Origin of the sequence: Dorea sp. ICN-14282 (genome assembly GCF_037890115.1) — a bacterium.
In the GTDB taxonomy this organism is placed as follows: Bacteria; Bacillota; Clostridia; order Lachnospirales; family Lachnospiraceae; genus Dorea_B; species Dorea_B phocaeensis.
The window spans coordinates 108,677-128,527 of record NZ_JBBKBH010000003.1 but is presented as its reverse complement, the minus strand read 5'-3'; the positions used below and the strand labels follow the sequence as shown (position 1 = coordinate 128,527).

Here is a 19,851-nt window from a genome sequence, read left to right as displayed (position 1 = left end):
TTTTTAGAACACAGGAGGAATTTGAATGGCTAGAAATATGATAACAAGAAAAGAAACGCAGAAAATGCAGGAATATACGCAGGAACAGATAGACCGTGCAGAACACATGGAAATAGAGATTCCAGCGGATGTAAAAGAACAGATTTTTGAATATGCGAATCTGATCGGCGAGGAAGAGAAAATTAGGGCTTTGGTAAGAAATCTGTCAGATGCAGTGAGCCGGGCAGATCAAGAAGGTGTAGAGGATTTGTTGGATGACGTAAGAATGGATATTCAGGAACTGCCGGATCCAACCATAGGCAAGTTGGAATTGCGTGACTATGGATATATGGAAGAAGATATGGTGCCACTTAGAAAAGAAGCAGCCTTGGATTATCACAGAATGGGTTCTAAGATTTATTGCCTTGGAAGTGATGGCAGTAAAGGTGAATATGCGAGTAAAGAAATGATACAGGCACACGACGGTTTGTTTGGAATGGAATTGCAAATGTGGGAACGGATAAAGGATAACAACCTAGATTATGCAGAAGAAAATTTAGGAGCATTTCAAGAGCCTATGAGTGTCATTGAGCAGGAAGAAGCACTGAAATTATACGATGCAGGAGCAGATATCTATCTGATCACTAATTTTTCATCACCTATGTATGTCACAGAACGCATGGAAATTGAACGAGGACCGGAGCATTATCAGATGTCTATGACAGAACTGGAGCGTTTCCGTAACCTGGAATGGGAAATGCAGAAATATCCACAGATTCAATCTTTGAAAGAAGCAAACCTGTTGTTAGGAACAAGAAGGACATTTGGAATTTATCAGATCCGGGTTGATTCACCGGGAGAAAACTATGCATTTATGAATATGAGTTTTATTGAAAGTCATGGTATGCAGATAAAAAAAGAAGATTATAAGCTGGTCTATGTTGGTGAATTATCAGGAAATATGTCACTGGATGATATTTTTGAAAAGTTCAACATTGACAGACCGGAAGACTTCCGTGGGCATTCCCTGTCTGTCAGTGATATCATAGTTCTGAATGACGGGGAAAAGGTAACTGCTCATTTTGTAGACAGTATCAGTTTTGAACAGCTGGATTCTTTCCTGAATCTGGAAGAACAGGTTCTTAGTGAACTGGCATATGAGGTAGGAGAACGTTACTTTGCTATTCAGAGAACAGAAGAAGGATATGATTATTCCTTTTACGATGAAGATTTCCGCTTGATGGATGGTGGCGTTTATGAGAATGATGAAATTTCTATTGAAGAAGCGGCGGAGGAACTTTTGGAAGACGGAGGCTGGACTGGAGAACGCATCCGTGGGGATTATGATCAGTTGATGGAAAAAGTAGAAGAAATGGATGAGATTGTAATGGCAGAGATTCAGAAAAGCCAGGGCGAATATAAGCCACTGGCAAAGGTGGAGGAACTGGAAGAGGCCAATTATAACATGATTGATAATGTACTCAATAATATGCCGCCTAAGAAAGAAGCTTATCTGGAATATTATGCTGCAGAATGTGATGAAATTCATGATATGGGAGCTTATGAGAAAAGCACAGATGTGAAAGAAATCGCAGCAATCTATGAGAAGTACAGAGAAGATCCGGAAAACGCTTATAAAGGCAGTGGAATGGGGATTATTTATCGTGATCCGGAGGATAGCTTGTTTGATGAAACAGAACTGTTGATTGTAATGGGAACAACGATACACGGCAACTTCTTGGATAATGTGCGGTTTTTAAAAGATCAGCCGGTGGTGCGTGAAGGTTTAGAGAAGATTCATAAAGCATTGCCTGATTATAAATATATCCCGATTCAGGATGTGCGTGAGGCAATGTATCCGAAAAAAATGACAACAGAAGAACTGGCAGCAGCATTGGATGAGATTGCGGAAGACTTCGATCCGTATGACTATCGGGACCATGTAGAGCCAGGGCAGGATACCATACAGGAAGTCATGCTGGATCTGCAAAGTGGAAATGTTGGTTCTTATATTTCCTTTCTGAAGGATGTGATTGAAGAAGACTGTGAGCAGTCCGTGTGGGCAGGTGTTTTGCTGGAACGGCTGAAATCCTACGAACCAGATATATCCAAAGAAACAGAGCCAATGGTGTATGTGAATTACTGTGAAAAGCGAGAGCTGATGGAACCACGCTGTCAGAAGCTCTCAGATCTGGATTCCTGTACTGCACAGAAGGATAAGGAATGGTACGCAGACCGTAATCCGAGGACGGATGAGCCGATGGTAACAGCCCAGATGTTTTTTACTATATATTATGCGGAAAAAGGCGATAAAATGCTGCAACATTTCAAAGGGAAAATAGATATTGGAACAGGAAATGGCGGTATTTTAAGTCAGCTGAAACTCCAAAATGAACTGAAACTTACGGATGAAAGCTGGATTGGTTATCTGAAAAACAAGGGAAATGAAGAGTTTCAGAAGTGTATGGAAGATCTGACCGATATGCAGAACCATGTGCTGCCATATTTGCAGAGCTTTTGCAGTCTGGAAGAAAAAAATGTGCAGGAAAAGCAGGAACGGCAGGTTGCAGAAAAGCAGGACAGCAGAGTAGAAGCGTCAAGAGCAGCGAATGTGACAAAAGGGGATAATGACAAAGCTGTGAAAAAGGTAGTTTCGAGTATGCAAACAGAAAAGAATAAAGCAACTACGAAGGCAAAGAAGCCATCTATTCATGAACGACTGGAAATCAATAAGAGAAAAATCCAAGAAAAGCAGGGAAAAGATGAGCTGGAGAGAGGAGCTGATCGGGATGTAAGAACGGTATAAATTTATAGAAAGGCACTTGGCTCCGTTTTGGACATAGCAAAAGTGCTGACAGTGACGAACGAAGATGTGCTGCCTGCTTATTTGCAGAGAGTATCTGATTTTGAAGACTGCCTACTTGCAACTTGTACGAAGGCGAATCAGTGTGATGCGATTGTGACAAGGAATAAAAAGGATTTTCTTTCCTTTTGGATTACACTGCTTTCTCCGGAAGAACTGCTGAATATTTATTCGTAAAAATATGTTTTTACAATCGGCAGCAGAAGGAAAGTTGAATGATAACTCCGATCCAGCATACTGCAAAATATAAAAATTTTATAACAAAGTGGAAAACCCTGCGTAGGATCAGAAATGTTCTCACAGGGTTTCATGTATCTAATAAAATATAGAAATTTAGCGGATTTCTGCTAGAATAAGAAAAACTGTTAAAAAAATATCGTACATAGATCAAAAAGACTATATATGGGCGACCTTTTAAAGCCGATTTATATAAAATAGAAGAAAAAAAGGTGGTCGATACCGTGGATATAAAAACAGCGGTCATATATCGTTTAAACGATCTGATTAATCAGAAAGATATCACAGTGAATGAGGCGGCGGTATGTTCTGGCGTTCCTCCTTCAACATTAAAGAATATTTTGTATGGTCAGAGTAAGAATGCTGGCGTAGTTACAATAAAAAAGCTATGCGATGGATTGGATGTCACAATACAGGAATTTTTTGCTGATCCCATCTTTGCAGATTTGGAACCCGAACTATAGGAAGAGTAAATGCTCATAGGATTCAGATTCTGCAGGATGGATTTTTTATGAAAAATGGTTAGGGGAAACTAACTTAGGAGGACATAGATGTATAAAATAGCAATTTGCGATGATGATAAAAATTACAGGGAGAAAATAGAGAAGGTTATAGAAACGGAAGGGATTCTTCCTAAGAGCGAGATACGGTTTTATGAATACGAGTCAGGAAAGGAACTACTGAAAAATGCTGATATTTTGCATGATTTGGTCTTTATGGATATGCGTATGCCCGGATTGGATGGGAATAAATCGGTACTGAAGCTGAGGGAATACAATAGGGCAGCGATATTGGTGTTCTGCTCCGGATACTTTGAACCGACTTCAGACAGCATCAATATTGGGCAGCCGTTCCGGTATATTATGAAAGACTTGCATGACAGAAGTCTAAAAAGGGAAATCCCTGCAATTTTATCAAAAGTAAAATCGCACTGTGGAGATTCTTCCGTGACGGTTACATCAGCGGGAAGAGTAATTCGTATCTATACGGAAGACATTTTATATATCTGTCTGGCGAAAAGGGGTTGCTCTATATACGTTGCTAGGCAGGGGGAGATAGATGAGATGCATTGTAAGGAATCTTTAGGCGATTTATATGAACGTCTGGCCGGAAGGGGATTTGAGTATGCACATAACAGTTATATTGTAAATCTGGCGAAAGTGGAAGGATTGGAAAAGAATGTGGCGCTGCTACAGATGGGAATCCAATTGAATGTTTCAAGGTCGAGAAAAGGTCAGTTTGCTGACGCTCTGATCATGTTTCTTGGGGAAAGGAACGGCATGGTATGATAGTAAGAGATTTTTTGATCTGCCTTCTTCAAATGTATCTGTTGGAAGATCTGGAAAAGAACATGCTTCCATACAGAAGAGAAAACTTTTGGGGAAAATTTCTCATATATTTTGTCGTAGCGCTGATAATGCTCGGAATCAACCACTTGGAATCCTCAATATTTAATATGGTAATGATTCCGGTAACGTATATGATTGTGTCAATGGTTGTGTTCCGGGGAAATATATGGAAGAAGCTGGTTATAGTATGCTGCTATTATGTGCTGGCAATTATTCCTGAATTTCTCTTTGCAACGCTTACGAATGCGTATGGCGTGACTGGTGCATCTGAGGGTTTTGGGACGGAAATAGAAAAGACATTAGCGCTACTACTGATGAGTACCATGACATTTCTGTTTATTAAATGCATTAATCAGGTAACGAGAAAAAGGGATTATCTGACGATTGAGAATAAAACTTTTACTGTGCTACTCATGCTGCCAACCGCTACGATCATTATATTAGGATGTGTGTTTTATTCAAATATTTCTTTTGAAGGAATGAACAGGGTTATGGTTCCGGTAGGAGCTTCACTGCTGCTATTGACGAATATCTTCATTTTCTCAGTGTTTGACCGGTTTGTAGAGAAATCAGAAGAAGTGAAGAAGATGGCCCGGCTTTACCAGAAAAGCAGGGCGGAGATTGCTAATTTACAGTATATGAATAAGGTCAATGAGGATAACAGGGCATTCTTACACGATATAAATAAATTTATTTGTACAGTAGCCGGTTTGATGGAAGAAGGAGAAAATCAAGAGGTCAAGGAGATTATGGAACATTTAGGTGTCCGGATTCAGAGCCTTCAAAAAGGTGTGTATTGCGAACACCCGATCTTGAACAGCATCCTGTGCGAAAGGAAATTCCTTGCGGAATCTAAGAATATTTCCTATAAGATTACCCTGGGTAATGATCTCAGGCTGGACTTTTTGGAAGAACTGGATATGATCTCAATCGTAGGTAATCTTTTGGATAACGCACTGGAAGCGGCAGAAAAGACAAAAGATGGCCGATATGTGGAATGCAGGATGTATATGGGAAATGAGGAACATTTCCTTGTTATGGAATTTTGCAACGGGTATGTTGTTCCACTGTTAAAGGACAAGGACCGGTACATAAGCACCAAAAGAGATGCAGACAGTCACGGGATCGGACTGCATACGGTTGGAAAACTGGTTAAAAAGTATGCTGGAATTATGAGAGTGGAGGTCGGAGAACAGGAGTTCTCTGTTAAGCTGATCTTTACAATAAAATAAAGATGTGCAAAAATCGCCCAAAAAGTTACCGTTTTTGCCACGGTAATTGAAAAGAGGGCGATTTTTGTGTAAACTTTCGAAAAAAAAGGGAGGCATGTAACTATGAAAAAAACAATCAGAAAAAGCTTGGGTATCAAAGTACTTGGAGTTGTAAACTGTCTTGCACTCTGCCTGACGGCATATACGGCAAATCTGGCGTGCAACTGGCTGTACTATCAGGAAGAAGAGCCGGAAGAAGTTAAGAAAATGAGGAAATTCTAGTGTGGAAAAAAACTACCGGCTGGCTTTTTGAAGTGCAAAAAAGGAACGGGATTCTTGAAGAAAAAGACCGCAGGTTGTATGAATATGCTTACGGTGTACTGCTGGGCAGGGTCGCGATATACCTTATCACTGTCATACTTGGCATCGCAACGGGGAATTGGCTGGAGATGCTAGTCTTTTTATTGCCCTTTACTGTTCTAAGGCAGTATGCCGGAGGAATTCATTTAGAAAAAGCAGGGAGCTGCATGATTGTTTCCAGTATTCTTGTCCTTCTATGCAGTCAGTATCTGGCATCTGACCTAATTGTGACGTGGCAAATGCGGATTATATGGCTTGTCGCAGTTGGATTCATATTTGCTATGGCACCGGTGGATGCCAGCAGCAAGAAACTGGATGTGAAAGAGAAGAAAGTTTATGGGATGCGCGCGAGGGTAATTTTAGTGATTGAATGTGCGATAGCAGGTGTTTTTTCTGTGATCGGATATTCCCTGATCGTAAAGGGGCTTATGGTAGCGCATATTGTTTTGGCGTCCGGTTTGATATTGGGATGGATCAAAATTTTTTTTGACAAAGAGTTAGAGGTAACTAATTACAGGTAGAAATAAGAAATGATTGAGAAAAACATATTACAAAATGATGGTAAACAGAGAGAAAAAGAACATTATGCAAGAGGAATATAAAAGTGAATATAAAAATGATAAAAAATACGGAAAACATTAGTAAAGAGAAAATAACCTTGTTTTGTCTGCCATTTGCGGGAGGCGGTGCTTCTGCTTATAACCAGTGGGCGAAAAAGATGCAGGGGAAAGTAACGGTATGTCCAGTTCAGCTTCCGGGAAGGGAAGAACAGATCATGGAGAAACCGTATATAGATATGTCGGTTATGTTAGATGACCTGGAAGAGGCTGTAAGAAAGGTTGTGTACGGACCGTATGCCTTATGGGGACACAGTATGGGTGGGAAGATCGCCTATGAGCTGGAAAAACGGTTGGAGGCAGCGGGATATACTGCAAAATGTCTGTTTATTTCCGGCAGCCGGGTTCCTAGCATTCCGGAGCCAAATCCAATCTATCATCTTCCGGATGAAGAGTTTAAGAGGGAACTGGGGAGATTTGAAGGGACGCCAAAGGAGATACTGGAGAACCAGGAATTGCTGGATTTCTTTCTGCCTATGCTGCGGGCAGATTTTACCATGGATGAAACGTATTATGACAAGGCGGGAATAGTGCTGCATACGCCTATCGCTGCATTTGGCGGAGAAAAGGACGGCGAAGCGGATGAGAGTGCGATCTTGGAATGGGGAAAGTATACGGACAATGATTTTAACTACCGGATATTTCCGGGAGGACATTTTTATCTGCGGGATTGTGAAGATGAAGTAATAAGTGAGGTCATGAGACTGCTTTAGAGAATGAAAAATGGAGATTAAACGATACGGAGAAAAGGAATTTCTGTCAGCAGACAAACTTTATATCCGTGAAAATAAGATACATATATGGTGTATCCGCTGGCCTGAAATGACAGATTTCTGGAAGAACCATGAATATATCCTGAGTGGGCAGGAATTGGAGCAAGCCGGAAGATTCCGTTTTCCTGAAGACAGGATGCGTTATATAGCCGGGAAGGTTGTCGTGCGGATCCTCTTAAAAAGATACTTAGATATGGAAACGATTGATTTTTCTGTCAATGAACTGGGTAAGCCTTATCATAAAAAGATTGCAGGAAAGCGGACAGTGGATTTTAACATTTCGCACTCGGGTGAATTCATACTGGCGGTATTCGCTGTCGGAATGGATATCGGAGTGGATGTGCAGGAGATGGCAGAGTGCCCGGACTATAGGGAGATAGCGGAAAATTTTTATACTGCAGAAGAAGCGGAAGATGTAAAAAATGAAGGACCGGATCTGTTTTTCCAGTACTGGGCGGCGAAAGAGGCATATGTAAAGGCGCTTGGGATTGGATTAGGAAGAGGAATGGATTTCTTCTCTGTCAGAAACGGAAAAATTGTAGAAAAAGATAAGAAAGATCAGGACTGGTTTCTGTATCCGGTCAGGATCAAAGGATATGCTGCGTATGTGGCGGCGCATAAGAAAGGAGACAGATAAAATGGGTTATAAGAAAGATATGAGCAAATATGAGAATCTGGAAGGCTGGGAGAGATGTGGCTTTGGAGAACAGCTTGATAGGTGGGCGGAAAAATATGGAGAAAGAACTGCGGTCACGGACAGTGAAGACGAGATCAGTTATATGGAATTAAAGCAAAAAGCAGATTGTCTTGCGGCAGCTTTTCTGCGTAAAGGGATTTTAAAGGGAGATAAAGTGCTTGTGCAGCTTCCGAACAGGATTTCTTTTGTGATTGTGTTTTTTGCGCTTTCCAAGATTGGGGCGGTGCCAATCATGATGCTGCCGGCCCACAGGGAGGCGGAACTGGAAGGAATTATTGAACTGGCAAAGCCGGCCGCTTATATTGTGGTGGAGAAATATCTGGGATTTTCATATGTGCCGATGGCAAATGCGATGAAAGAGAAATATTCATGTATCCGGCATATATTTGTAGATAGCGAATCCGGGGATATCAGTGGAATGATTGCGGAAACGTGTGGAGAAAATGGAGCATTTCCGGCTGTGGATGGGTATGAAACGGCGGTGCTTTTGCTGTCAGGCGGGACGACAGGGGTTCCGAAACTGATTCCGCGCACCCATACGGATTATATGTATAATGCCCGCATGTCCGCGAAGAGATGCCGCCTGGATAGCAGTGACGTTTATCTGGCGTCTCTTCCGGTAGCTCATAATTTCCCGTTATGCTGCCCGGGGCTTTTAGGCACGCTGGACGTGGGAGGAAAAGTTGTGCTTGCGTCTGCGACCAGCCCGGATGATATCCTTGACGCAATTACAGAGGAAGGCGTTACGATTACCGCATTGGTTCCTGCTATGGTTACTGTGTGCATGGAAATGTTGGAATGGGATGAAGATTATGACATATCCAGCCTGCGAATTTTGCAGGTGGGCGGCGCAATGCTGGAAGATTCCCTTGCAGATAAGATCATTAAAGAATGGCCTTGCAAACTGATGCAGGTATTTGGTACGGCGGAGGGGCTGCTGTCCTTTACCAGTCCGGAAGATGAAGATTCCCTGATTGCAAGATGCCAGGGAACTCCGGTGTCTCCTGCGGATGAAGTGAAGATTGTGGATGAAGAGGATAAGACCGTACCGGAAGGAGTTTTTGGGGAATTATTATCCAGAGGCCCGTATACGATTGATGGTTATTATATGGCGGAGGAAGCGAATAAAAAGAGCTTTACGCCGGACGGATTTTATCGGACGGGCGATAAGGCTATGTGGACGAAAGACGGAAGACTGCGTTTGGGTGGGAGGATCAAAGAGCAGATTAACCGCGCCGGAGAAAAGATCATGCCTTCAGAGATTGAAGCTTACCTTTGCAGGCATCTGGAGATCAAAGAGGCAGCCGTTGTCGGCGTTCCGGATGAAACCCTTGGAAATCGGATATGCGCATTCCTTGTAACCGATGATGAAGCCGGGATCGATTTACAGGAAATCCACAGGTTTCTGCGGGAAATAGGCGTTGCGGCGTATAAAATGCCAGATCAGATAGAACGGGTTGAAACATGGCCGCTGACCAGCGTAGGGAAAATAGATAAGAAAGCATTAGAACGGATGGCGCAGGAAAAGTAGAAGGAGACAGTAGCATGGAATATATAGAGATAAAGGAACAGATCAAACAAAAACTGCCGGTAGCTAGAGATTTTGGAGATTCCGAAAATCTGTTGGAGCTTGGGCTTTCATCCCTGACGATCATGCGTCTGGTAAACCAGTGGAGAAAACAGGGGGTTAAGGTTTCTTTCGGTTCATTGATGGAAAATCCCACCTTTGAAGGCTGGTGGGCGTTAATCCAGCGCAGCATGAAGAAAAAAGCGGGCAAAAAACGGGCGCAAGAATCTAAAATAACGCCGGAAAAGGATATGAAACAGCCGTTTCCTTTAACAGACGTACAGTATGCATATTGGGTTGGCAGGGATGAAGAACAGTATCTTGGAGGGATAGACTGTCACGCATATTTGGAGTTTGATGGGGAAAACATAGAACCGGAGCGTCTGGAAAAAGCATGGAATGTACTGCAGTATCATCATCCTATGCTGCGCGCCTGCTTTTTGGATGATGGAACACAGAAAATCCTGGATAAGCCGTATTGTGAAAAAATAAAGGTTCATGATTTTTCCCGGATGTCATCTGAGGAAGCAGAGGCAATGGCAGTATCTGTCAGAGAACGTTTATCCCATCGGAAGTTAAAGATTGAGGAAGGCGAAGTAGCAGGAATAGAGCTTACGCTTTTTCCTGAAAATAAGGCACGCCTTCATGTGGACATGGCGCTTCTGGTTGCTGATGTACAGAGTCTGCAGATATTATTGAGGGATTTGGCATCTGCTTACCGAGGGGAAAACCTGCCGAAAGAATCAAAAGGGTGGAATTTTGCTTCCTATCTGGAACGGCAGAAACAGGAAGAAGGGGAGGAACGGAAAAACGCAGAAAAATACTGGAAGAATCGTTTAGAGCATTTGCCAAAAGGCCCTGACCTTCCATTGGCAAAACGTCCGCAAGAAGTGGAAAAAACGGTGTTCAACCGCAGGATTGTGAGAATCGAAAAGGAAGAATGGGATCATTTGCAAATGCGGGCAAAAAAATACCAGACAACTCCGGCAATGGTTCTTCTTACTGCATATGCGGTGGTTCTGGAACGATGGAGCAGGAATCATTGTTTCCTTATTAACATTCCGTTTTTTAACCGGAAAACAGAGCAGCAGGGGTTAGAGGAAGTAATAGCAGATTTTACTACTCTGTTATTGCTGGAGATTAACTGCGAAGAAAATCCGACTTTTGCGGAATTGTTGGACAGGATTCAGAAGCAGCTTCATGAGGATATGAAGTATACGGCATATTCCGGCGTGCAAGTACAGAGAGACATTGCGCAGATGTGTGGGGACGCATCGGCAGTGGCTCCGGTTGTTTTTGCCTGCAATCTGGGAACGCCGTTGGTAAATGATACGTTCCGGAAAGAACTGGGGCAGTTTTCCTATATGATTTCCCAGACGCCGCAGGTGTGGAATGATTTTCAGAGTTATGAAGATGAAAATGGCGTACAGCTTACATGGGACAGCGTGGATGAGTTATTCCCGGAGAATATGATCCCGGATATGTTGGAGAGTTTTGAGATTCTTCTGCATGAATTGGGAAAGAAGGACTGGAATCAGAGATTTGATGTGTTTCCGGAAAAAAGAAAAAGAGAAGTTGAAGATACAGCGCATACAGGAGTGCCGGAGCGTTCGGAATGCCTGCATTGGGCTGTTATGAACCATGCGGAAGTTTGCCCGGAAGATATTGCGCTTATTGATGCGGGAAGCGGAAGGTCGGTATCCTATGGGGAATTAAAAACACGGGCAACAGCAGTGGCGGCAGGAATTTCAGAAAAGGATATTAAGGGCGTCCCGATTGCACTTACCCTGCCGCGAGGGATAGAACAGATCGAGGCGGCATTAGGAATTTTGCTTTCCGGAAATTCATACCTTCCGGTCAGCTTGAGCCAGCCTAAAGACCGGAGAGCGTTAATTCATGAGAAAACGGAAGTCCGCTATGTGGTCACGAATCGGGAATTATCCGAAAAACTGGATTGGCCGGAAGATACGGAAATCCTTGTGATGGAAGGTATGGAAGAGGGACAGGAAAATGTGAAACTGCCGGAGGTGTCGCCGAAGGACAGTGCCTATATCATCATGACGTCAGGCTCTACAGGTGTTCCAAAGGGCGTAGAGATTGCACATGAAAGCGCATGGAATACGGTTCAGGATATTAATGAAAAATACCATGTGACAAGTGCGGATCGGGCGTTGGCTGTTTCGGCTATGGATTTTGACTTGTCGGTATATGATGTTTTTGGAATTTTAGGCGCAGGAGGAACATTGGTATTGCTTCCGGAGCAGGAAAGAAGGAATGCAGATTACTGGCTGGAACAGGTGTTGAAATACCAGATTACCGTTTGGAATTCAGTGCCGGTGCTTCTGGAAATGCTTTTGATACGGGCGGAATCCATGAAACAGAAACTGCCGATTAGGGCGGTTATGCTTTCCGGAGACTGGATTGGGATGGACCTCCCGGAGAGGGTTGTGGCATGGACAGAGGATTGCCAGTTTGTCGCTATGGGAGGAGCCACCGAAGCAAGCATCTGGTCTAATTATCAGAATGTTACCCTGCCAATGCCGGAAAACTGGAAATCTATTCCTTATGGAAGGCCACTTAGGTATCAGGCATATCGTGTTGTGGATGAGTATGGAAGGGATTGCCCTTACTGGGCAGAAGGCGAACTCTGGATCGGCGGTTTTGGCGTGGCAAAAGGATATAGGGGAGATTCTGCGCTTACGGAGCAGAAATTTGTCAAAGATCAGTATGGAAGATGGTATCGGACCGGCGATCTCGGAAGAATCTGGAACGATGGGACAATTGAATTTTTGGGAAGAAAAGACCATCAGGTAAAGATTCGCGGACACAGGATTGAATTGGGAGAAATTGAACATACGATTCAGGAGTTTCCGGGTGTGGCTCATGCAGTTGTTGATACAGTCAGTGACGGTCATGACAATAAAACACTGGCTGCTTATATCGGAGCGCCGCTGCAGGAAGATTCTAAAGTTACAACATATTTGTACGGCACAGATATCTTTGGCGCAGGCTGGAAAGAACTGAAGGATGATGTCAGCAATTGGCAGATGCAGCAGGAACGGAAGACGGAATACAAAAATTTCCTTGCCTATGCAGACCAGAGATGTGTACAGCTTATGTTGGAGACACTCATAGAGTTAGGCGTTTTTGTATCAGAGAAGGAAGTTCTTTCGCAGAAGGAAATTTTTGAAAAAGGGAATATTACGGAAATACAGAAAAATACTGTGGCAAGATGGTTGGAAATTTTAAAGAAGGAAGGAATCTTGAAAGAAGAGGACGGCAGACTATCGCGTACCGGGAAGGAAGTGGCTGTACCGGAAAAAGCTGGAGATGCGGAAACGTATTTTAAGAAACTGAAGCCGTATCTGAAGCATATGGTTACCGGGAATGAAGTTCCGCTGGACGTATTCTACCAGAAAGAGCCGGCTTTGGCTCCGAATATGCTGCTTCGGAGAATTCCGGGCTGCGAGGAAACAGTGGAAAGACTGGTGCAGGGATTAAGGCTTCTGGCAGAAGAACGCAGAAAAGAGCCACTCCAGATTATAGAAATTGGTACAAGGGACACTGCAATTACAAGACAGTTTTTGAATGCACTGGAAGATGTAAGCGTGGCTTATACATATGCGGATTCTTCAAAATATTTTCTGCAGGAAGCAGAGAAAGAACTTGCGGGATATGAGAGAGTCGAGTTTGAGATGCTGAATCTGGAAGAAGGCATGGATAAGCAGCAGATGTCCTTGCATAGTTATGACGTTGTGATATCGGTAAATGCTTTACATAGAAATATTGATGCTGCGGATGCGGTAAAGAAAGTAGCGGAATTACTGAAGCCAAACGGAATATTGCTAATGACTGACCTTGTGGTAAGGACATACCTTCAGGAACTTACAGCGGCTTTTTTGGAAAATGGTTTTGCGGATATTCGGGACAAGAGAAGAGAAGCAGGGCTGGTTACCCCGGATTGCCTGCTGTGGAGAGAATGTTTATCAGAGGCAGGAATGGGCGAAGACTGTGCTGTGACAGAGAGATATGGAAGATGTATATGCTGCAGCAGACAGCAGGCGTCTGTCCTGTCCTATCATAATGGAGCACTAAGGGAATACCTGTCAGAAAAACTGCCGGAGTATATGGTTCCACAGAACTATCATTTCATGGAGCAGCTCCCAACATTGTCCAATGGGAAGATTAACAGGAAGCAATTGCGGGAAGATTTTAAAGAAGAAACTGCGGTTATCCGATTTTCAAAGGCAACGACAGAAACAGAAGAAAAGCTTTTAGATATCTGGAAACAATTATTTGGATATGAAAATATCGGAATTGAAGATAATTATTTTAGCCTTGGGGGAGACTCGCTGATTGCCACAAGGTTGACCTCGGAAGTACAGAAAACCTTTGGCTGCAAAATAACGATCAGTACGATTTTTGAAAATCTGACCGTAAAATCTCTGGCAAAAGCTATTGAACAGTCCGAACAGAAAGAAGAAGATACACTGCAGATCAAACCGAATCTGGAGGAAGCATATCATCCGTTCCCATTAACCGATGTGCAGTATGCTTACTGGCTTGGCAGAAGCGGATTGTATGAATTGGGAAATGTTGCAACGCACTGTTATTTTGAACTGGATGCAGACGGCCTTGATACTGAGTGCGCAGAGACGGCATGGAATCTGTTGATACAGAGGCATGGGATGATGCGTGTTATTATCCAGCCGGATGGTATGCAGCGCATACTGGAGAATACTCCCCAGTATCATATTGACGTGACGGATATCCGACAATTGGAAGTGACAGAAAAAGAAAAGGCATTGGATGAAAAACGGGCAGAGATGTCTCATCAGGTAATTCAGACAGATGAATGGCCTCTGTTTGATGTGCGAATCACTAAAATAGAGGACCAGAAGCATAGAATCCATATCAGTTTTGACAATATTATCTTTGATGGCTGGAGTATGTTCCATCTCTTAGATGAGTGGGCAGAAGTATATCGAAATGGAAAAGCGGAAATGCCGATTACTTTGTCTTTCCGGGATTACGTGCTGGGACTGAAGCAGATAAAGTCTACCTCTGCTTATGAGAAAGATAAAAAATATTGGGAAGACCGGGTGGAGACTTTTGCGGACGCACCGGATCTGCCGCTTGCAAAGAACGAAAGCCAGATTACAGAGCAGCGTTTCTGTCGCCGGAGCGCAAAACTGTCACAGAAAGAATGGCAGTCTGTAAAAGACGCGGCGGGAAGACTGGAGGTAACGCCTTCTGTTCTTTTGATGAGCGCTTATGCTGAGACTCTCCGCCGATGGAGCAGCAATAAGGATTTTACGCTTAATCTGACGCAGTTTGACCGGAAACAATTGCATCCGGAAGTGAACGATCTGGTTGGAGACTTTACAACACTGACGCTGTTGGAGATAAAAAATACAGGAAATAGTTTTGCGGAAAGGACAAAGGCAATTCAGAAGCAGCTGACAGAAGATCTGGAGCATACAGCTTATGGCGCAGTTGAACTGGAGCGCGAATTAAAGAAAAAGACTGGAAATATGCGGGGCGCTATTATGCCGGTAGTGTTTACCAGTGGCCTTGGCGTGGAGCAGTGGAATGAAGGAAAGTGGCTTGGAAAACTGAACTATAACATTTCACAGACGCCGCAGGTGTGGCTGGATCATCAGGTGGTTGAAATGGATGGCTGTTTATGCCTGTTTTGGGATTCCGTGGACGAATTATTTTATCTGGGAATGCTGGATGAGATGTTCCGGGCATATACCGGCCTGCTTCATACGCTGGCAGTTCATCCGGAGATCATGCAGGAAAAAACGGCAAGTCTGGTAACAGCGGAAATTTCAGAAAAACGGCGTCAGGCGAATGAAACGGCGGCTGAATTTGAAGAGAAAACGTTGGATGGATTATTCTTGGAGGCGGCAGACAAATTCCCGGATAAGGAGGCGCTGGTAACGTGCAGCAGGCGGATGACATATCGGGAAATAAAAGAAGAAGCGTTTTACATTTCCGGGCAGTTACAGAGCATGGGAATAAAAAAAGAAGAAACGGTAGCTGTATTTATGGAAAAAGGTTGGGAGCAGGTAGTTGCTGTTTATGGAATCCTGTTTGCCGGAGCCGCATATCTTCCGATAGATATCCATAATCCAAAGGAACGGGTAGAAAAGATTCTCCGTGACAGCGGGACAAGAATTATACTTGTACAGAAACAGGCGGATGAGCAGGATACCGAATGGCTGCACGAGTGGGATTGTATTTCTGTGTCTGGATTAAAAACCGATTCTGAATACAAAGCACAGGAGAATAAGGCGGGAGACCTTGCGTATGTGATCTATACGTCGGGAACAACCGGGATGCCGAAAGGAGTAATGATTACCCACCATAATGCAGTTAATACGATACTGGATATCAATGTACGCTATCAGATTACAGAACAGGATACGGCGTTTGGAATCTCCAATCTTCATTTTGACCTGTCTGTTTATGATGTTTTTGGCATTTTAGGCGCAGGTGGGAAACTGGTTCTTTCGGATCCGGAATATGGAAAAGATCCGGCGCATTGGATTCAATGGTTGAATCAGGAGAATATTACCGTATGGAACAGCGTGCCAGCTTTTGTAGAAATGCTGGCAGAATATGAGGAATATCAAAGGCAGGTAACTTCACAATCGCTGCGGTTAGTAATGATGAGCGGTGACTGGGTTCCTGTTTCACTTCCGGGGAGAATCCGTAATCTGTTCCAGAATGTTGAGATTGTTGCACTTGGAGGAGCGACAGAAGGTAGTATCTGGTCAAATCATTTCGAGATTCCAGAGGTTGTGCCGGAGGATTGGAAGAGTATTCCGTATGGGAAACCGCTTGCAAACCAGAAGTATTATGTTCTGGATCAGAATATGGAAGATTGCCCTGACTGGGTACCGGGAACACTTTATATTGCCGGAGATGGCATTGCACAGGGATATTTAAACGATAAAGAAAAAACAGAGGAAAAATTTGTTGTCTTAGATAGAACTGGAGAACGGTTGTATTGTACAGGGGATATGGGAAAGTATTGGTCAGATGGAAATATAGAATTTTTAGGTAGAATGGATAATCAGGTTAAGATTGATGGATATAGGGTGGAATTAGGAGAGATAGAGGCGGCCTTGAGAAATATTCCCACAATAAGGGCAGCTGTTGTTGTAGAAAAAAAAGTTGGCAATAAGAATGTATTGGCTGCTGTTTTTATAGCTGACAGTGACAATGTTAATGAAAATAGTGGCTATGACAATATTAAAAGCAATTTATCTAAAGTTCTACCGCAGTATATGATTCCTTCTATTTTTCAGGAAATAGAAAGATTTCCATTAGGAAGCAATGGCAAGATTGATCGAAAAAAGATTCTTATTAATTTAGCGGAGTGTGAATTAAAAAAGGAAACATCAGTTTGTCGTGCAGAAAATGAATTGCAGGAGAAGCTATTACATATTTGGACGGATATTTTAGAACAAGAAGTTAATTTAGATAGTGATTTCTTTGATATGGGAGGAAATTCTTTACAAGCTGTACGATTGACAAATCTTATATCAGAAAAGTTTGATTTGGAAGTTGGAATTGGTGAGTTGTTTGAAAATTCTACTGTAAGAAGAATGTCTGAATTGATTGGAGAAAAAGGAATAAAATGAAAAAATTAAAAGTAATTGTTTGTGGTAGTACATTTGGTCAACTTTATTTAAAGGCTTTAAGATCTTCGCCAGAGAAATTTCAGTTGATAGGGATATTAGGAACGGGAAGTGACAGGACTCTTCGTTGCGCTGAAGAATATAATATCAAAGTATATAAAAGTATAGACGAGGTGCCTGATGATATTGATTTGGCTTGCGTGGCAGTTAGAACCGCTGCATTTGGAGGGAATGGTACGGAAATAGCTTTACAATTATTAGAAAAAGGAATTAATGTCATACAGGAACATCCTTCACACCCGAAAGATATGGAAATGTGTTATAGGGTCGCTAGAAAAAAAAGACTAGTTTATCATATAGGCAATTTATATCCGCATTTAGGTGATGTGCAAAGATTTATAAAATGTGCAAAATATCTCAATAATGAGGACAGGCTTTTGTATGTGGATACGGTCTTTTCTTCTCAAGTGTCATATCCATTGATTAAAATTTTGCAATTAGCGATGCCTAGTATTCAAGGCTGGGAACCGCAAAAGCATGTGGAAGGTGGTAAAGTCTTCCAAGTTATGAATGGAAGATTGGGAGGTATACCGATTTGTATGCAGATGAACAATGAAGTAGTTCCGAGGGATGCTAATAATTACATGCATCTATTACACAAAATAACTTTTTTCTATACTGGAGGACATCTTACATTAGAGGACACATTTGGTCCTGTGATTTGGCATCCGCGAATGTTCATACCAATTCAAACAGCACTTGCTGGTACGCTAAATATTAGGTTTCCTGATAATGTATATCAAAATACAGGATATATTTTGTCAAACAGAAATCAGAATAAGACTTTTGAGCATATTCTGACTGCAGTATGGCCGGAGGCCATACTGCAGGATTTGTATCATGTGTATGCTCAAATTGAGAAAGGTATTGTTGATATGCAAACAAATCAACGGGAAATATTATGCTCAAAGCAATGGAATCAGATAACAAAAGATTTTGGCTATTCTCAAATAATACCAGAACAATATATGACTAACATATCAGTTGAAGAACTAAAACATAGCTGTGAGGGGAAGGAAAATAATGAATGATGTTTTTGATACAGACATTTTAAAACTATTAGGTACTTTGTATGAAAATGATATTTTCATTTGGCAGGAACAGGGAAAGTTAAAGTATAAATCTAAGGAAGGGAAAATTTCGAAAGATATACTAATGCAATTGAAGGATATGAAGTTGGCTATTATAAGTTTTCTTCAAGATTGTGAGAATAATAAATTTCCGATGTCCCCCTTGCAATCAGCTTACTTGGTAGGAGAAGCAAATAATTGTGAATTAGGAAATACTAATGCACATTATTATATTGAATACGAAATTTCTGATATAGATGTAGAAAAAATGCAAACAGTAATTAATGAGTTAATATTCAAACATGATGTATTACGCATGATTGTTCTAAAAGAAGGGGAAAATTATATATTAAATAATTTACCTTTATATACTCTCTCAACTTATCAATATATAGATTGTACATCAAGAAAGCGTGTAAGAAATATATGGAAAAATCATGTTTATAAAATTGAAAATTGGCCTATGTTCCATTTTGAAGTTGGGAAATCGGATGTTAGGAATGATGTACTACATATTAGTTTTGATTGTTTGATTTTAGATGCTTGGAGCGCCAAAAAACTGATTGATGAGTTGTTTCAACTATATAATGGACAAAAAGTAGATATTCCACAGTTTTCTTTTAAGGAATATATGGAAAAGGCTGCTATTTATGAGAGTAAAACAGAAAAGAAAGCAGAGGATTATTGGAAACAAGAACTTGAAAAAGTTTCAATTCCTTCGATTAAAACAGAAATTCCGATTCACGAAGTGACTAGCCCCCAATTTGGAAGAGTAGAATATATATTTACTTTTGAGGAAACGAAGTGTCTTTATGAAAGGGCTAAGTATTACAAATTGACTCCTGCAGCAACTATATGTACTTTATTTTTGAAAACCCTTTGTGAAGAGTATGGAAATCAGAGTATGACATTGGATATAACTCTTTTTAATCGGCTTCCTTTAAATGCGGAAGTGGATAAAATTCTTGGCGAATTTACAAATGTGGGTTTGGTAACTTTTCAAAAATCAGATAATATCTGTTTTTTAGATGAAGTTATAAAAATACAGCGTCAATTTTGGAAACTGGTTCAGTATAGGGAGTATGATGGAACAAAACTATTAAAAAATCTGGCAAAAGGTAAAGTGGGGAAAGCAGTATTGCCCATTGTATATACTTGTATGTTGGATGGATGCAGTTGCTCGGAACAACCATTATTTAAAGAGGTTTATGCTTTAAGCAAAACTCCTCAGGTTATGTTGGATCATCATGTAAGAGATGATTTGGGGAGCTTAAAATTATCGTTCGATTATGTAACGGATTTGTTTCGGGAAGAAGATGTGGAGAAAATTTTGTTGGCTTATGTAAAGCGTGTTAAAAGTGCAATGACACAGATAGAGTGGGATTGTATTGTGATTTAAGAAAAAGGAGTAGAATT

At 41.8% G+C, this 19,851-nt stretch carries 13 protein-coding genes; all 13 read left to right on the top strand.

Features of this window, described 5'->3' with window-relative positions; translation table 11 throughout:
- The first annotated feature begins 25 nt into the window (after positions 1–25).
- The 13 genes from WKT00_RS09175 (at position 26) to WKT00_RS09115 (ending at position 19,834) form a co-directional block, all read left to right on the top strand.
- Entirely contained in the window at positions 26–2,785 is a 2,760-nt protein-coding gene (locus tag WKT00_RS09175; protein ID WP_340263230.1) for a YodL domain-containing protein, read from the top strand.
- 27 nt (positions 2,786–2,812) lie between these two features.
- On the top strand, positions 2,813–3,019 hold the full coding sequence (locus WKT00_RS09170) for a PIN domain-containing protein (protein ID WP_055059678.1): 207 nt from the start codon (positions 2,813–2,815) through the stop codon (positions 3,017–3,019).
- Between the two features lie 284 nt (positions 3,020–3,303).
- Positions 3,304–3,543 carry a helix-turn-helix domain-containing protein gene (locus WKT00_RS09165; protein WP_055059677.1) on the top strand — a complete coding sequence of 80 codons (240 nt, stop codon included), beginning with the start codon at positions 3,304–3,306 and terminating at the stop codon, positions 3,541–3,543.
- An 87-nt stretch (positions 3,544–3,630) separates the two neighbouring features.
- A complete protein-coding gene (locus tag WKT00_RS09160; RefSeq protein ID WP_340263226.1) occupies positions 3,631–4,368 on the top strand; it encodes a LytR/AlgR family response regulator transcription factor in 738 nt (245 codons plus the stop codon).
- The gene (locus WKT00_RS09155) at positions 4,365–5,660 is read left to right on the top strand and encodes a sensor histidine kinase (protein ID WP_055059675.1); all 1,296 of its coding nucleotides are present in this window, start codon (positions 4,365–4,367) and stop codon (positions 5,658–5,660) included. Before WKT00_RS09160 ends, WKT00_RS09155 begins: the two co-directional genes overlap by 4 nt.
- A 102-nt stretch (positions 5,661–5,762) precedes the next feature.
- Entirely contained in the window at positions 5,763–5,921 is a 159-nt protein-coding gene (locus WKT00_RS09150) for a cyclic lactone autoinducer peptide (RefSeq protein ID WP_015528432.1), read from the top strand.
- Positions 5,921–6,520: an accessory gene regulator ArgB-like protein gene (locus tag WKT00_RS09145; protein ID WP_340263220.1), complete on the top strand. Its 600-nt coding sequence runs from the start codon at positions 5,921–5,923 to the stop codon at positions 6,518–6,520. Before WKT00_RS09150 ends, WKT00_RS09145 begins: the two co-directional genes overlap by 1 nt.
- A 95-nt stretch (positions 6,521–6,615) precedes the next feature.
- Positions 6,616–7,329 (top strand): thioesterase II family protein, encoded by a 714-nt coding sequence (locus WKT00_RS09140; protein WP_243121224.1) that lies wholly within the window; start codon positions 6,616–6,618, stop codon positions 7,327–7,329.
- A gap of 10 nt (positions 7,330–7,339) precedes the next feature.
- A complete protein-coding gene (locus tag WKT00_RS09135) occupies positions 7,340–8,026 on the top strand; it encodes a 4'-phosphopantetheinyl transferase superfamily protein (protein WP_055059673.1) in 687 nt (228 codons plus the stop codon).
- Between the two features lies 1 nt (position 8,027).
- Entirely contained in the window at positions 8,028–9,617 is a 1,590-nt protein-coding gene (locus WKT00_RS09130; protein WP_055059672.1) for a (2,3-dihydroxybenzoyl)adenylate synthase, read from the top strand.
- A 14-nt stretch (positions 9,618–9,631) separates the two neighbouring features.
- Entirely contained in the window at positions 9,632–17,308 is a 7,677-nt protein-coding gene (locus WKT00_RS09125) for a non-ribosomal peptide synthetase (RefSeq protein WP_055059671.1), read from the top strand.
- Positions 17,305–18,396 carry a Gfo/Idh/MocA family oxidoreductase gene (locus WKT00_RS09120; protein ID WP_054337270.1) on the top strand — a complete coding sequence of 364 codons (1,092 nt, stop codon included), beginning with the start codon at positions 17,305–17,307 and terminating at the stop codon, positions 18,394–18,396. Before WKT00_RS09125 ends, WKT00_RS09120 begins: the two co-directional genes overlap by 4 nt.
- Positions 18,389–19,834 (top strand): condensation domain-containing protein, encoded by a 1,446-nt coding sequence (locus tag WKT00_RS09115; protein ID WP_055059670.1) that lies wholly within the window; start codon positions 18,389–18,391, stop codon positions 19,832–19,834. Before WKT00_RS09120 ends, WKT00_RS09115 begins: the two co-directional genes overlap by 8 nt.
- The last annotated feature ends 17 nt before the right edge of the window (positions 19,835–19,851 follow it).